Raw genomic sequence first — 14,816 nt, forward strand, 5'->3', positions numbered from 1 at the left:
CCATCGGCCCGGCGCTCCGGACCGTCAACCCGACACGGAGACCCCGAAGTCGGCGCCCTTGGCGGGCTGGAGCGGTTGCATGGTCTCGGCGTTGCGCCCGGCGACCGCGACCTTGCCGAACGGTCCACCGTCCGGCTGCCCCACGTACAGCCTGTTCCCGCTGAAGGTCACCGACCATCCGAACAGCCCGTCCCCGGTCGTCAGCTTCCGGTCCTCGGCCGTGTCCTTCCAGGACACCACCCGGACGCCGCCCCCGTAAGGAGCGCCGATCGCCAGCCGGCCGTCCGAGGAGGTGGCCATCGAGAACCCGAACGCCTGCTTGCCCTCCTGCGTCACCCTCCTGGTGGGCTTCCTGGCGGTGTCCAGCAGCTGCACGTACCCGGGGCCGGGCGAGCTGACCGCGTACCCGGAGCCCTCCGCGTAGGCGACGGCGTACCCGTACCGATCGCCCGACTCGGCGGTCGGCGAGTCCAGCTTCAGTGACGTCAGCCTCGGGGCCAGCACGTCGTCGATGAAGACGACGCAACCCGAGTCGATCTTGCCCTTCTCGATCTGCCGGCCCAGGCCGTCGTCGTTCTCGTACGGCACACCGACGACCAGCCCGTTCTTCGGCCCGATCGCCAGCGAATAGCCGAACTGGTCGCCCACCTCGCTGTTGCCGCGCACGTCCACGGACTCCTGGCTGATCCTGCGCAGGTCACCCGCACCCTTGCGCACGTAGACGGCGCCGACGTCCAGCATGTCGCCCTCGTCCTCGTACGGCGCCCCGATCGTGACCAGGTCGCCGCGCGCGGCCAGTGACCAGCCGAAGTGCGCGAACCGCTGCGGCTGAGGCGCGGCCAGCCGCTGCGGGGGAGTGGTGCCGCCGCCGTAGACGACGTACGCGGCCCCGGCGTCCTCGACACCGTCCACGTCCGCGTACGGGGCGCCGATCACCAGGTCGGCGCAGGTGTCGCCGTTGACCTGCGCCAGCCGGACGGACCAGCCGAACCCGTCGCCCTCGCTCAGCCCGGGCACGCTCACCGGCGTCACCTTGCCGGCGGACAGCACGTGCACGGCCCCCTTCCGGTCGTCGCCGAACGGGTCGCCCACCGCCACGTCGTCCACACCGTCACCGTCGAAGTCGGCGGCCCCGGTACAGGCCACGGCCTTCGTCGTAGAGGCTCTTGCCGTGGCGGCCATCGTGGCGGCCATCGTGGCGGCTATCGTGGCGGTTTTCGTCGTGACAGTCGCGGTCGTGGTGGCCGCCGTTGTGGCGGCGGCTGTTGTGGCGGCGGCTGGGACGCCGCTCGCCACGAGCATGAGTGCGGTGAGCGCGGATCCGATCATCACAGCGCCACCTCGATCTGCTGACCGTTCTCCAGCATGTTCGCCGTCATGCTCACCGGCTTGCGGTACGTCGCCAGGTCGAACACGAACGCGCTGTCCACCCGGGCCCCGGGCAGGATCGCCGGTGGCAGCGTGACGGGGATCGAGTCGTGCTCGCCACCCCGGTCGTCGACCATGGTGACCACGGGCTGGACCAGCACCCTGCGCTCGCCGCCCGGATTGAGCATCGTCCAGCGGATCACGCAGAGTTGTCCCTTGGTCGCGGTGATGCCCTCGTACTCCCTCAGCCCGCACTCCGGCGCCGCCGACACGATCGCGACCGGGTCGTCGAAGTTGGCGCCCAGAGCGAACCTGCGGCCCACGTCGTTCGGCTTGGCGCTGCCGACCACCTGGGTGGGGGTGCCCGGGGTTCCGGTGACGGCGGTGTTGCGCGCGGAGGTCACGATCAGCACCCCCGCCGTCACCACGATGGCCAGCACCGCCGCCGCTGCGGCGATGAGCCAGCGGGTGCCGGGCGTACGCGTACCGCCGATGGTGTCGGAATCGTCACCAGGCACGGCGGTTCTGACGCCGGGCTGGGTCTCGGTGCCCAGCGCGGCGCCCTGCGGTACGGCGACACCCTGCTCCGGCCGCCACCCCGGCCCCGAAGGCGCCCCGGGCCAGCCGGGACGGTCCTGCTGCGGCCCTGGTTGCAGGGGCCGCACCTGATCGGGGCGGTCCTGCTGCGGTCGCACCTGCTCAGGACCGCCCTGCTGCGGCCCTGGCTGCTGGAGACGGTTCGGCTGGGACCCCGGGGTGGACTGATCGGGCTGCTGGAGCCGTACCTGCTCGGTCGGGGCCTGCTGCGCCGCAGCCTGCTCGGGCTGTTGCCGCACGGGCGACGACGAGTCCGTCCGAGATCCGCCAGCCTGGGATCCGCCAGCCTGGGATCCGCCCGCCTGGGATCCGTCAGTCGGAGATTCGTCCGTCCCAGTTTTGTCCGTCCGCGGCGACGTACCGAAGCCGAACAGGGCGCGCAGCCGCCCCTGCCGCTCCGGAGGCCCCTGGTCGGGCACCTTCCAGCGAGCCAGCTCCTCCTTGGCCGCGTCCTCCTCGCGACGGGCCAGCTCCTCCGCCGACAAGCCACTGGGCGACGAGCCGTACGACGACCCCTGCGCAGGCCCGTACGACGACCCCGGAGACGACCCTTGAGACGGCCCGCCGGCCGACGGGAAGGACCCGGAAACGCCAGGGGACCCCGGCGCGCCAGGGACACCGGACGGCGAACTCGGCCCGGTCGCCGGATCCGCGGACCCCGGACCGCCAGCCCCGGTTCCAGCGGCCACCGACGACTCAGCGGCCGCAGGACCTCCGGCCATGGGACTCGCGGCTCGCTCCCCGGAAGGCGGCACACTGGGCACCCGCCCAGCAGCGTCACTCTGCCCTGCCCGCCCAGCGACATCCCCCTGCCCAGGCGCAGTCCCAGGAACCGGCCCCCGGCCCGTGGCATCGCTGGGAGGAGGCGTCGTGAAGGTGGCCGTGATGTCCGGCTCATCCACCACGTTCTGCGGCGGCTCCCACTCACTCAGCATCTCCGTCGCGACCAGAGTCGGCGGATCGGCCGCGGCAGCGACCGGCGCCGGCGCACTGCCACCGACCAGCGCGATCAGCAGATCCTGCGCGGTCGGACGCAGCGCGACGTCCATGGAGGTGGCCCGCCGGACGAGCTCGTCGAGCGGCGCGGGCAGCGCACCCAGGTCGGGCGGCGTGTTCAGCACGCGCGTGGCCAGCGTGATGGGGTCGCCGCGGCCGAACGGATGCCGTCCGTTTCCGGCGTAGGCCACCAGGCAGCCCCAGGCGAAGATGTCGGCCGCGGGGTTGACGACCTCACCGCGTACCTGCTCAGGAGCCCACCACCCCGGGCTGCCCAGCAACTCGCCGGACATCGTGAACCCGGTCTCCCGGTCGAGGGCCCTGGCGATGCCGAAGTCGATCACCCGCGGCCCCGACAGCGAGAGGATCACGTTCGCGGGCTTGAGGTCCCTGTGCACCAGCCCGGCCACGTGGATCGCCGCCAGCGCCGCCGCGACCCCCAGCGCGACGCCGTGCAGCGGCCCCGGGTCCAGAGCTCCGTAGGTCGTGATCTGGTCGGACAGCGGCGTGCCCGCGATGTACTCGGTCACCATGTACGGCCGGCCGTCCCCGGTGTTGCCGTTGTCCAGCACCTGGGCCGTACAGAAGGAGGCCACCCGCCGCGCGTTGTCGACCTCTGCGTGGAACCGCGCCGCGAACCCCTCCTGGTTGGCGAACTCCGCCTTCACCACCTTGAGCGCGACGAAACGCCCCGTCGGTGCCCGTGCGAGGAACACCGTCCCCATCCCGCCCTCGCCTAACCGGCCAAGCAGCCGGTACGGCCCGATCTCCCTTAAGTCGGTCGGCCGTAGCGGCGCGGCGCCCGTTGGCTCCATGAGGGACGTTCCTTCCTGTTCCACGCCATCCTCTCCTTTGGTCTCCCCATCCGCCATCACACGTTCTTCGATGCGAGAGACTGATTGGATGATGAGGCTGTTGGGCCCTGCAGAAATACGTATTTTGGCGAACAAGCTAGATCTTCGTCCCACAAAAAAACTAGGCCAGAACTTCGTGATCGACGCGGGGACCGTCCGGCGCATCGTCCGTGTGGCCGATCTCACCCCTGATGACGTGGTCATAGAGGTGGGCCCGGGGCTCGGCTCGCTCACCTTGGGGCTCCTGCCCGCGGCCGCTCACGTGGTCGCCGTCGAGATCGATCCGGTGCTGGCCGGTCAACTCCCCGTCACGGTGGCCGAACGCGACGCCGCCGACCGCCTCACGGTCGTCAACGCGGACGCCATGAAGATCACCCTGGACGACCTGTCCGGCCACGTGCCGACCGCACTGGTGGCCAACCTGCCGTACAACGTGGCCGTCCCGGTGCTGCTGCACCTCCTGCAGGTGCTCCCGTCCCTGCGCAAGGGCCTGGTGATGGTCCAGTCGGAAGTGGCCGACCGCCTCGCCGCGGGTCCCGGCTCGAAGGTGTACGGGGTGCCGTCGGTCAAGGCGGCCTGGTACGCGGACGTGCGCCGGGCGGGACCCGTGGGCCGCACGGTCTTCTGGCCCGTCCCCAACGTCGACTCGGGCCTCGTCTCCCTCCGGCGCCGCGACCCACCGCCCACGACGGCGACGCGCGAGGAGGTGTTCGAGGTGGTGGACGCGGCCTTCGCCCAACGCCGCAAAACCCTCCGCGCAGCCCTGTCCGGCTGGGCCGGCACCCCCGCAGACGCGGAACGCGCCCTGCGCGCAGCCGACGTGGACCCCTCGGCGCGGGGCGAACAACTAGACATCCACGCCTTCACCCGCATAGCCGAACACAGACCTTGACCCGCTGCCCTCACCCGGGGGCAGCCCTCACCCACCCCCCCATCACCAACACCCGCCGTTCCCCCCGACCACGAGGTAGCCCGTCACCAACGACGCCCGTCACCAACGACGCCCGTCACCAACGAGGCCCGCCACCTAGGACGTCCCACACCACCGACACCCACTCCGTTATCCACAACCCTTAACCCCCTCCCTCCTCTTTTCCACAGAACCGCGTTCGGCCGCTCCTCGTAACCCCGCATCCCCAGATCCTGGCCTCCCACCCCCGATAAACCGGAGGCCACCATGACCACCCGCATCACCTTCCTGCGGCTCGCCATCGGCGGAGCACTCCTCTCGGCACCCCTCACCACGCTGACCATCAACGCCACCCCCGCCCGAGCCACCCCCGTTCGAGCGACCCCCACCCCTTCACTCACCGACAAGCTCCCCAAACTCAAGGGCACTCTCACAAAGGGCCAGATAGCCGCAGCAGCGGCCCTGACCCAACTGGGCGTCTCCTTCTCCTGGGGCGGAGGCTCGACGAAGGGCCCAACCCTGGGGATAGGCAGAGGCGCCACCACCAGAGGCTTCGACTGCAGCGGCCTCACCCTCTACGCCTGGTCCAGAGCAGGCATAAGACTGAGCCACCACACAGCAGCCCAGTTCCGCCAGGGCCGCAAGATCCCTCTCAGGGCCCGCCGCACAGGCGACCTGCTCTTCTTCGGCGGCACCCCCGGCGCCCCCACCCACGTGGCCCTGTTCCTGACCGGAACCCTCATGATCCACGCCCCCAAGACAGGCGACGTGGTCAGAAAGGCCAACTTCAACACGCCCTACTTCCGCACCACCTACCGCGGCACCGTACGCCCAGGCTGACCCACCTCCCTCCGCCCCACCTGGACAACCGCCCCCACGCCGGCGAAGTCCCAGCCACCCACCCCACGCCCTCACGACCTCAACCCGAGTTTCCTGCCACGAACTCGCCCTGAGCCCCGCCCCTCACCGCCGTTCGTGACCTCAACTTGAGACCTCGCCCCTCACCACCATCCATAGCCGCAACCTGAGGCCCCGCACCCCACCGCCACCACCATCTCGCCTGTCATAGCCCTGAGCCCCGCACCACGTCCGCTGCCCACGGCCTCAACCAGAGACCCCAGAGACCCCGAGAGCTGCAGCCCCCCACCCAACGACCAGTCAGCCAACGAAACCTCGAACCAACCCCGTTGATGGCCCCTTCCCCCGCCCGAGGTGCGAAATGTTCGATACTCGGCTGCCACCACCCCGGAGAAGCAAGGCCGCACACGGAGATCCCGGAGACCCCGCAGCCTTCGCCCCCGACGACCGCTCAACGAACCTGACTCCCTAACCCCCGACCAACCCCCGGTTCACCCATGGATGAGGGGGGACTCAAGGGAACCCGGCAAATGCCCACCAACTTGACTCTCTGTGTTGAGAAGTCGGCCACTCGGGGAGTCATATTCCCAGAACCGCATGTCAGGGCAGCGCGCCCCGATAACATCGAGTGTCCTTGACCCCGGCAAGTGATGAGAGTGGCAGAAGATCGATGAGTTCGGTGACCGTGCGTGTGCCTGCGAAGGTCAACGTGCAGCTTTCTGTCGGCCCGCTCAGGGAAGATGGCTACCACGACCTGGTCAACGTCTTCCATGCCGTATCGATCTTCGATGAGGTCGTCGCGAAGGAGTCCGAGTCGATCACCGTCCAGGTGAACGGCAAGTGGTCCGACCAGGTGCCGACCGACGACAGCAACCTGGCCATCCGGGCTGCTCGCGCGCTCGCCAAACACGCGGGCCGCACCTACGGCGCCGACCTGATCATCCAGAAGGGCATCCCGGTCGCGGGTGGAATGGCGGGCGGCAGCGCCGACGCCGCCGGCGCGCTGGTGGCGTGCAACGAGCTCTGGGGGTTGGGGCTGCCCTTCGAGGACCTGATGGAGATCGCCGGAGACCTCGGCAGCGACGTCCCGTTCTCCCTGCTCGGCGGCACAGCGGTCGGCACGGGCCGCGGCGAGCAGCTGACCGAGCTGCCCACCGGTGGCGTGTTCCACTGGGTGTTCGCGCTGGCGAACGGCGGCCTCTCCACGGCCAGCGTCTACGCCGAATGCGACCGTCTCAGGAAGGCCTCGGCGGCCGAAGTCCCCTGGCCCCAGCTGAACGACTCCCTCATGGAGGCCCTCGGCACCGGCGACGCCTACGCCCTGGGCAACCACCTGAGCAACGACCTCCAGACCGCCACCCTCAACCTCCGCCCCGAGCTCGCCCCCACCCTCGACTCGGGCCGCCAGCACGGAGCCCTGGGCGCGATCGTCTCCGGCTCGGGCCCCACCTGCGCCTTCCTGGCCATCGACGCCACCCACGCCCGCGACCTGGCCCACAGCCTGACCACCACCGGCGCCGCCCACACCGCCGTAGCCGCCCACGGCCCGGTCCAGGGCGCCACCTTGCTCTGACCTCGCGACCAGCACACAACCCCAAGGAGCACCCTTTGAGGGGCCATGTGACTCTGTCGAGCCAAAACTCATTCACGGCATCGTTGATCCAAGCCCGCGGTCACGGCGCGGTACGTAGCGTCGAGCAGGATTACCGAATGTCACATAGTGAAGAGCTTCTTCGCCTGCACCTGTGATCACGTAACGCGGCCTGGGACACTGACGTCGTCACCACCTCGGCGGCAGCAGGTGAGGTTCGGTGCTGCTCTCGAACCGGTCCAGCGCAGCTAACCCGGTATCCCGGTCGATGGCGAAAGCAACCTTCTCCCAGCCGCGCCCACTAGTAAGCTGGCCGGCCACGCGAGCCATCTGTGTGACCGCACCGAGATAGTCCGCAAACCCTTCATATCTGCGAACATCCCACCGGATGATCGTCTCTCTTTGGTTGCGCGCCCGTTCAGTGCGGGATGTGAAAATGAACGACGCCGTTGCGCCGAGGACGACTCCTGCGAGGGTTAGTAGCTGAGTCCACACGCGCCGCCTGATCCGCCCCCTTCCTGTGAACGGTGGTTCTCCACGTCCGCCTCACTCGATCGTGAACAGATCGCCCGTACCCAGGGCCTCCGGGCCGCCGATACCCTGGGAAGGCCATGAATCTGGTCAACCTTGAGTCGGTCTCCCACGCTTACGGGCCCAAGCCTCTCCTGCACGACGTCTCCCTGGGCGTCGAAGCCGGAGAGCGCATCGGCGTGGTCGGGCGCAACGGCGGCGGTAAGACGACCCTGCTGTCGGTCATCGCGGGAGCCCTGCGTCCCGACAGCGGTCGCGTCACCCACAACCGGGGCCTACGGGTCGGGTTCCTGTCGCAGCAGGACGACCTCGACCCCGGCGTTCCGGTGCGCGAGCTCGTCCTGGGCGAGCTGGCCGAGCACGAGTGGGCGGGAGATCAGCGCGTACGCGAAATCCTGGCCAACCTGATCGGCGACCTCGACCTTGACGCCAGGGCCGCGGACCTGTCGGGCGGTGAGCGCAGGCGTACGGCGCTGGCCCGCCTGCTCATCGGCGACCACGACTTGATCATGCTCGACGAGCCCACCAACCACCTCGACATCGAGGCCATCGCGTGGCTGGCCGGGCACCTGGCGGGTCGGAAGAGCGCGCTGGTCGTGGTGACGCACGACCGCTGGTTCCTCGACGCCGTCTCCATGCGCACGTGGGAGGTCGTCGACGGGCGGGTCGAACGGTACGAGGGCGGATACGCCGCCTACGTGCTGGCCAAGGCCGAGCGGGCCCGGATCGCCCAGGCCGCGGAAGAGCGCCGCCAAAACCTCATGCGCAAAGAGATCGCCTGGCTGCGGCGCGGCCCGCCCGCACGTACGTCCAAGCCGAAGTTCCGCATCGACGCCGCACAGGCGCTGATCGCGAACGAGCCGCCGGCCCGCGAGACGGTGGAGCTGATGCGGTTCGCGGCGGCCAGGCTCGGCAAGACCGTCTACGACCTCGAAGACGTCACCCTGCACGCGGGCGGCCCCGGCAACGGGCCGCTGGTGCTCGACCGCCTTACGTGGCAGTTCGGCCCGGGGGACCGGATCGGGCTGATCGGCGTCAACGGCTCCGGCAAGTCGTCCGTGCTGCGGCTGCTCGCCGACACGATCAAGCCCGACTCGGGCCGCGTGACCAGGGGCAAGACCGTACGCCTGGCTCACCTGTCGCAGGAGCTGGCCGACCTCGACCTGACGCGGCGCGTGCTGGAGTCGGTCGAGGAGGTTCGCAAGTACCTCCAGCTGGGCAAGCGCGAGTGGACCGCGTCGCAGCTGCTCGAACGGCTGGGCTTCAAGGGTGAGGCGCAGTGGAAGGTGGTCGGCGACCTCTCCGGTGGTGAGCGGCGGCGGCTGCAACTGCTGCGGCTGCTCATGGACGACCCCAACGTGCTGCTGCTCGACGAGCCCACCAACGACCTCGACATCGAGACGCTCAACGAGCTCGAAGACCTGCTGGACGGCTGGCCCGGCACGCTGATCCTGGTGAGCCACGACCGCTACTTCCTGGAGCGGGTGACCGACCGCAGCGTGGCGCTGCTCGGCGACGGCAAGCTGTCGCTGCTGCCCGGTGGGGTGGACGAATACCTCGAACGACGCGCGGCGGGCACGGCCGTCACCGCGCGCCTGGGTGTCGCCGCCACGACCGGCGCCTCGCCGTCCGGCCGCATCGGCGCCATCACGGAGGCTGCCTCGGCACCTTCCGGGCCGGCGGTCTCCGGTGCCGGGTCCGGCCAGGCCAAGGACGGGCTCTCCGCCAAGGAGGAACGCGAGCTCCGTAAGGAACTCAACCGCCTGGAACGCCAGCTCGACAAGCTGGGCGACCAGGAGTCCCGCCTGCACGCCGCCATGGCGGACGCGGCCAGCGACTACGCCAGGCTCGGCTCGCTGGACGCGCAGCTGCGCGAGATCACGGCCCAGAAGGACGCGGTGGAGGCCGAGTGGCTTGAGGTGGCCGACCGCCTGGGCGACTGACTGTCCAGGGCAGGTCAGGGGCGGGGTGGGTCGGGTGGGGAGTCGAAGGGGGTGAGGAGGGTGCGGAGGAGTGCGGCGAGTGTGCGCTGGTCCTCGCCCTTCAACCCCGACAACAACTCCCGCTCCCTGCGCAGCAGATCGGCGAACGCGGCGTCCACCCGTCCCAGCCCCGTATCCGTCAGCGACACCAGCACCCCACGCCGATCCTCGGGATCGGGCCGCCGCCGTACGAGGCCGGCCGCGGCGAGGCGGTCGATGCGGTTCGTCATCGTGCCGGAGGTCACCAGGGTGGCACGCAGCAGGGCGCCGGGGCTGAGCTCGTAGGGTTTGCCGGCTCGGCGCAACGCCGTCAGCACGTCGAACTCCCACGGCTCCAGATCGTGTTCGGCGAACGCCGCCCGCCGCGCCCGGTCGAGATGCCGGGCGAGTCGTGACACTCTGGAGAGCACCTGGAGCGGCTCGACATCGAGGTCGGGGCGCTCGGCGCGCCAGGCCGCGACAAGGCGATCGACCTCGTCTCTAGCATCCTCCGTCATGACACAAGAGTGTACTGTCTTGACATCGAGATATCTCTCTCGATATCAATTATCTTCATGTCAAGAGATATCTGGGACCCGGTCACGTACGCCGTCTTCGCGGACGAGCGGTCGCGACCGTTCATCGAGCTGATCTCCAGAGTGGGGGCCGTCGAGCCCGATTATGTCGTGGACGCGGGCTGCGGAAGCGGAGAACTCACCGTTGAGCTGGCCGGACGCTGGCCGCGCGCGACGATCGAGGGCTTCGACTCGTCCCCGGCGATGATCACGAAGGCCCGCAGGCTGGAGTCGAACGTCAGGTTCGCGGTCGCGGACGTGACCACGTGGCGGCCCGACCGGCCCGTGGACGTGATCGTGTCCAACGCCGTGCTGCAGTGGGTGCCCGAGCACCGCTCCGTGCTGGAGCACTGGATGGAGGAGCTGGCTTCGGGCGGCTGGCTGGCGTTCCAGGTGCCGGGCAACTTCGACGCCCCCAGTCACGTCGCGATCCGCGAGCTGTGCGGCTCGCGTGCCTGGTCCGACAAGCTCGGCGACTACACCAGGGGCAAGCCCGTGGACGAGCCCATCGAATACCTCGACCTGCTCAACCAGGGCGGTTCGCAGGTGGACGCGTGGGAGACCACGTACGTGCACGTGCTGCAGGGCGAGGACCCGGTGCTCGGCTGGGTCTCCGGCACGGCCCTGCGTCCAATCCTGGACCGCCTCGACCCGGACGAACAGCGCCGTTTCAAGCGCGATCTGGCCAAGCCGCTCGCCGAGGCGTATCCGGCCAGCAGTTACGGCACGCCGTTCCCGTTCCGGAGGATCTTCGTGGTGGTGCAGAAGTGAGTGGTGGTAGAAGAAGGAGCGGATCTTGATTCGGGGGCTGCATCACGTTCAGCTCGCTGCCCCGCGCGGCAGTGAGCCGCTGCTGAGGGAGTTCTACGCGGGCGTGCTCGGCCTGCGCGAAGTGCCCAAGCCGCCCGAGCTGGCCGGACGCGGTGGCGCCTGGTTCCGGGGTGACGGGGTGGAGGTGCATCTCGGCGTCGAGGACGACTTCAGGCCGGCTCGCAAGGCTCATCCGGCCTTCGTGGTGGACGATCTCGACGTATATATCGCGAAATTTCCGGGGTCTGTCCCCGACGAGCTGGCCCCTGGCTGGCGCAGGATCTACGTCTCCGATCCGGTGGGCAACAGAATCGAACTCCTGCAACTGGTGTGATGTCCACCGCCCGGTGGCATCATTGTCCGAAATCGGACTTTTTGCGAGGTGCGGTGGGCATCGAGATCGAGGACAAGTTCGACGTCTCCCCGGAGTTCACGCTGCCGGACCTGAGCGGTCTGGGCGACGTCGCAGGCACGAAGAGTCACCAGCTCGTGGCTCTCTACTTCGACACCGCCGACCTGCGGCTGGCCGCCCGGGGCATCACGCTCAGGCGCAGGCGGGGCGGTGACGACGCGGGCTGGCACCTGAAGCTGCCCAAGGCCAAGGGCGTGCGCCAGGAGATCCACCACCCCCTCACCCGCAGCGCCAAGATCGTGCCCACCGAGCTGGCCGAGCTCGTCCGCGCCTACACCCGCGGCGCTGAGCTCAAACCGGTCGCCGAGCTCGACACCCGCAGGAACGTGACCGTCCTGCTCGACGGCGACACCAGGCTGGTGGAGGTCGCCGACGACCGGGTCAAGGGCACCGTGTACGGCGCGGAGACCACGATCGTCCGCTGGCGGGAGGTCGAGGCGGAGCTGCTCGAAGGCGGCACCGCGAAACTGCTGGCCAAGGTGGGCAAGCGCCTCAGGAAGGCCGGCGCCGTACCGTCACAGGCCACCAGCAAGCTCGCCAAACTCCTCGAACCCGCTCCGCTGCCCACCGCCCCCACCGAACCGGGCACGGCGGGCGAGGTCGTCGTCGCCTACCTGGCGTCGCAGGTGAACGCCCTGCTCTCGCAGGACCCGCGGGTGCGCAGGGCCGAGGACGACGCGGTGCACCAGATGCGCGTGGCGGCCCGCAGGCTGCGCAGCGCGCTCAAGGCGTTCAAGAAGGTCGTGACCGACACCGATCACGTCCAGGACGAGCTGCGATGGCTCGGCACAGTGCTCGGCGAGGCGCGTGACCTGGAGGTGATCAGGGCCAGGTTCGCCGGACTGCTCGACGGGCTGGCGCCCGAGCTGGTCACGGGCCCGATCAGGACCCGGCTCGGTACCGATCTGCACGAACGCGAGCAGGAGGCGTACGGCCGCATCGGGGAGGCGCTCAGCGGCGAGCGCTACTACCTGCTGCTCGACGCGCTCGATCAGCTCGTGTCGGCCCCGTCCCTGGGCAAGGCCGCGGCCAGGCCCGCGCAGGACGAGCTGCGCGCCATCGCCGTGGCCGGCTGGGAGCGGGTGACCAAGCGGTACGACCAAGCCCAGGCCATCGACGACCCCGAGCGCCGCGCCCTGGCCATGCACGACGTACGCAAGGCGGCCAAACGCGCTCGCTACACCGCAGAAGCGCTCAAGCCGAGCATCGGCGGCGGCATGGGCAGGCTCGCCAAGCTGGCCGAGGGCGTCCAGGAGATCCTGGGCCTGCACCAGGACGGCGTGGTCGCGCAGGAGACCCTGCTCCAGGAGGCGGAGCGCGCACGGCAGGCGGGCGAGGACACGTTCACGTACGGCCTGCTGATCGGCATCGAACGCGGCAAGGCGGAACGTGCCGATGCCGAGTTCCCCGAGGTGTGGGCCGAGACCGTGAAGGCGGTCGGCAAGCTGCTGTGAGGGATCCCGCGCCGGGCGGGACGCGGCTCAGCTCACGCCGGACTGCAGGTCCGGCTCAGGGCCGTCGTGGTCCGACGGCAGGTGATCGCTGGTGGGCGTTGGTCGCGTCCACCTCCCCGCGGACGATGATGAGTACGCCGCCCGACAGGGGCCGGGCTTCCAGAATGAGCCCCACCATGCAGACCTCCACCATTCGGCGGGCCGACACGCTGGCCGGTGGCCGGAAAGTCTCGGCCTGAGCGCTCGGCTGCCTTGAATGGTGAGACTTTCCGTTGCCATTTGTCAGCAGTCGGAATGGTTACAGTACCGCCACGATACGTTACTCATGGTTGTCGGTAAGTGACAGACGCAATTGCACCAGAGTGAGGCCGGGCCGCAGGTCGATACTCAGCTCGTCACACGCCTGCCGCATCACCCACAGCCGGGCATTGTGCGCGTCCGACCAGGAAGGCTGCTCGGGTATGGACTCTTCACGCGGCAGTCCGTGCTCGTCGATGACCTGCACGGTGAGGGAATGGTGATCCTGCCAGGCGTGCACACTGCCCCGCACGGCGCCTTTGTCGAGCACATGAAGCACCGCCTCGTGGACCGCGATCACCAGGTCGTCCACGCGACGTGCCCCCAGTCCGGCCTGCCGGCCGACGGCCCGCAGGCGGGCGCGCAACGTTTCCAGGTCACTGTTGATCGGCGCGTGGAGCAAGTGCTTACTCACGTACCCACCCGACCATCCATCGCCTGTGAACGCACCCGGCATGTGTTCGCCGGAGCCAGGTACGGCTACCCACTTCTGACAGGCTTTCACAAAACCGGAAATGAACGTTTCCTGTCAATCGCAGGCGCTTGGTCCGGCGGGGATTTGTGCACGGCTTCTCCAGGCCGGGAGGGTTCCTGCCGTCGTCATTACGGCTCGTCTCCATTCATGTCGCGTCTGAAACGGCGAAGACCGCAATAGAGGGCGAATCCGCTGCAAAATGCATCAGATCTCGTAGCGCCGCACCATCGCTCAGGTCTCGTAGCGTTCCACGCTGACGACCTGGCCGCCGGCCCGGTGCAGGACGGCGAACGCTCCCTTGCGCAGGTGCACGTCCTTGCCGCTCAGCGCCTCGATGAGGGCGGGCAGCACCTTGCCGTGGCTGCACACGGCCGCGGGCCCCGAGAGACGCCCGACCAGTTCCGGCGTCTTGTTCGGATCCTGGCTCTCCTCGCTGAGCAGCGGGTCGGTCCTGAGCGAGGCGCCGATCGCGGCCGCGTACGGCTCCAGCGTCTGCACGCTGCGCAGGCTGGGCGAGCTCAGCAGCGTCTCGGGGCGGTAGGCGGGCAGGGCCGTGGCCAGGGTCGCCGCCTGGGAACCGCCGTCGGCGTCGAGTGGACGCGCGGCGTCGTCGCCCTGCCACTCGCTCCTGGAACCGGCCGAGCCGTGCCGGACCAGGACGAGGGGCACGGTCTCCAGCGGCGCGGCCCGCAGCGCGCGCAGCAGCCCGGCGTCCCACTCGTACGTCAGCAGCTGCCTGGCCTCCTCGACCGGCAGCCAGCGCAGCTCGTCCACCTCCTCGCCCGGCTCGAAGCCGGCATGGAAGCCGCCGTCGAACCCGGCGTCAGCCCCGTCGTCAGTGGCGGCCCGCGCCACCCAGTAGTCGACCCGCTTGAGCCGTCCCATGGTCATGTAGTGGACCGGCGGCAGCGCGCGGCCGAGCAGGACGGTCAGGCCGGTCTCCTCGCGGACCTCGCGCAGAGCGGCGGCGATCTCGTGCTCGCCCGGCTTCAGCTTGCCCTTGGGGAGGGTCCAGTCGTCGTAGGCGGGCCGGTGGATGACGGCCACCTCGGGGCGGCTCTGCTCGCCCCGCCAGACCACGGCTCCGGCGGCCCGGAGCGGGTCGGTCATCATCACTCTCTCCCGGT

General features: G+C 69.6%; 12 protein-coding genes. 7 read left to right on the forward strand and 5 right to left on the reverse strand.

Translation table 11 applies throughout. The annotated features are described in order from the left end of the window. Positions 1-24 precede the first annotated feature (24 nt). Positions 25-1,329, reverse strand: a complete 1,305-nt coding sequence (locus AB0C28_RS47670; RefSeq protein ID WP_358082900.1) for a hypothetical protein — start codon at positions 1,327-1,329, stop codon at positions 25-27. Next, complete coding sequence (locus AB0C28_RS47675) at positions 1,329-3,776, reverse strand: protein kinase (protein ID WP_358082846.1); 2,448 nt, start codon at positions 3,774-3,776, stop codon at positions 1,329-1,331. Before AB0C28_RS47675 ends, AB0C28_RS47670 begins: the two co-directional genes overlap by 1 nt. Before the next feature lie 70 nt (positions 3,777-3,846). Between AB0C28_RS47675 and rsmA the strand changes: the two genes are divergently transcribed. The 4 genes from rsmA to AB0C28_RS47695 all read left to right on the forward strand — a co-directional run bounded on the left by rsmA (position 3,847) and on the right by AB0C28_RS47695 (position 9,648). Continuing rightward, entirely contained in the window at positions 3,847-4,707 is an 861-nt protein-coding gene (rsmA, locus tag AB0C28_RS47680) for a 16S rRNA (adenine(1518)-N(6)/adenine(1519)-N(6))-dimethyltransferase RsmA (RefSeq protein ID WP_358082849.1), read from the forward strand. 285 nt (positions 4,708-4,992) lie between these two features. Further along, positions 4,993-5,565 (forward strand): NlpC/P60 family protein, encoded by a 573-nt coding sequence (locus AB0C28_RS47685; RefSeq protein WP_358082852.1) that lies wholly within the window; start codon positions 4,993-4,995, stop codon positions 5,563-5,565. Positions 5,566-6,253: 688 nt separating this feature from the next. Then, a complete protein-coding gene (locus tag AB0C28_RS47690; protein ID WP_357855245.1) occupies positions 6,254-7,156 on the forward strand; it encodes a 4-(cytidine 5'-diphospho)-2-C-methyl-D-erythritol kinase in 903 nt (300 codons plus the stop codon). A 629-nt stretch (positions 7,157-7,785) separates the two neighbouring features. Further along, a complete protein-coding gene (locus tag AB0C28_RS47695; protein ID WP_357855242.1) occupies positions 7,786-9,648 on the forward strand; it encodes an ATP-binding cassette domain-containing protein in 1,863 nt (620 codons plus the stop codon). Positions 9,649-9,662: 14 nt separating this feature from the next. Here AB0C28_RS47695 and AB0C28_RS47700 read toward each other — a convergent pair whose 3' ends face one another. After that, entirely contained in the window at positions 9,663-10,184 is a 522-nt protein-coding gene (locus AB0C28_RS47700) for a MarR family transcriptional regulator (protein ID WP_357855239.1), read from the reverse strand. Positions 10,185-10,241: 57 nt separating this feature from the next. On the opposite strand from AB0C28_RS47700, the gene AB0C28_RS47705 reads away from it, so the two are divergent. From AB0C28_RS47705 to AB0C28_RS47715, 3 genes are read left to right on the forward strand one after another with little or no spacing between them, the layout of a single operon-like run. Beyond that, on the forward strand, positions 10,242-11,012 hold the full coding sequence (locus AB0C28_RS47705) for a trans-aconitate 2-methyltransferase (protein WP_357855236.1): 771 nt from the start codon (positions 10,242-10,244) through the stop codon (positions 11,010-11,012). 25 nt (positions 11,013-11,037) lie between these two features. Next, positions 11,038-11,385, forward strand: a complete 348-nt coding sequence (locus tag AB0C28_RS47710) for a glyoxalase (protein WP_357855233.1) — start codon at positions 11,038-11,040, stop codon at positions 11,383-11,385. Between the two features lie 53 nt (positions 11,386-11,438). Continuing rightward, positions 11,439-12,917 (forward strand): CYTH and CHAD domain-containing protein, encoded by a 1,479-nt coding sequence (locus tag AB0C28_RS47715; protein WP_358082855.1) that lies wholly within the window; start codon positions 11,439-11,441, stop codon positions 12,915-12,917. Between the two features lie 319 nt (positions 12,918-13,236). Here the strand turns inward: AB0C28_RS47715 and AB0C28_RS47720 are convergent, their stop codons facing one another. Next, positions 13,237-13,629, reverse strand: a complete 393-nt coding sequence (locus tag AB0C28_RS47720; RefSeq protein WP_358082857.1) for an ATP-binding protein — start codon at positions 13,627-13,629, stop codon at positions 13,237-13,239. Positions 13,630-13,920: 291 nt separating this feature from the next. Then, positions 13,921-14,802, reverse strand: a complete 882-nt coding sequence (locus AB0C28_RS47725) for an NUDIX hydrolase (protein WP_358082861.1) — start codon at positions 14,800-14,802, stop codon at positions 13,921-13,923. Positions 14,803-14,816: the final 14 nt, after the last annotated feature.

It is taken from the genome of Nonomuraea sp. NPDC048892 (assembly GCF_040649735.1).
Classification (GTDB): domain Bacteria; phylum Actinomycetota; class Actinomycetes; order Streptosporangiales; family Streptosporangiaceae; genus Nonomuraea; species Nonomuraea maheshkhaliensis.

Bases quoted from the DNA above. Each gene is read 5' to 3' on its own strand.
- AB0C28_RS47670 (WP_358082900.1), bottom strand. From the start codon at position 1,329: ATGATCGGATCCGCGCTCACCGCACTCATGCTCGTGGCGAGCGGCGTC.
- AB0C28_RS47675 (WP_358082846.1), bottom strand. From the start codon at position 3,776: ATGGAGCCAACGGGCGCCGCGCCGCTACGGCCGACCGACTTAAGGGAG.
- rsmA (WP_358082849.1), top strand. From the start codon at position 3,847: ATGCGAGAGACTGATTGGATGATGAGGCTGTTGGGCCCTGCAGAAATA.
- AB0C28_RS47685 (WP_358082852.1), top strand. From the start codon at position 4,993: ATGACCACCCGCATCACCTTCCTGCGGCTCGCCATCGGCGGAGCACTC.
- AB0C28_RS47690 (WP_357855245.1), top strand. From the start codon at position 6,254: ATGAGTTCGGTGACCGTGCGTGTGCCTGCGAAGGTCAACGTGCAGCTT.
- AB0C28_RS47695 (WP_357855242.1), top strand. From the start codon at position 7,786: ATGAATCTGGTCAACCTTGAGTCGGTCTCCCACGCTTACGGGCCCAAG.
- AB0C28_RS47700 (WP_357855239.1), bottom strand. From the start codon at position 10,184: ATGACGGAGGATGCTAGAGACGAGGTCGATCGCCTTGTCGCGGCCTGG.
- AB0C28_RS47705 (WP_357855236.1), top strand. From the start codon at position 10,242: ATGTCAAGAGATATCTGGGACCCGGTCACGTACGCCGTCTTCGCGGAC.
- AB0C28_RS47725 (WP_358082861.1), bottom strand. From the start codon at position 14,802: ATGATGACCGACCCGCTCCGGGCCGCCGGAGCCGTGGTCTGGCGGGGC.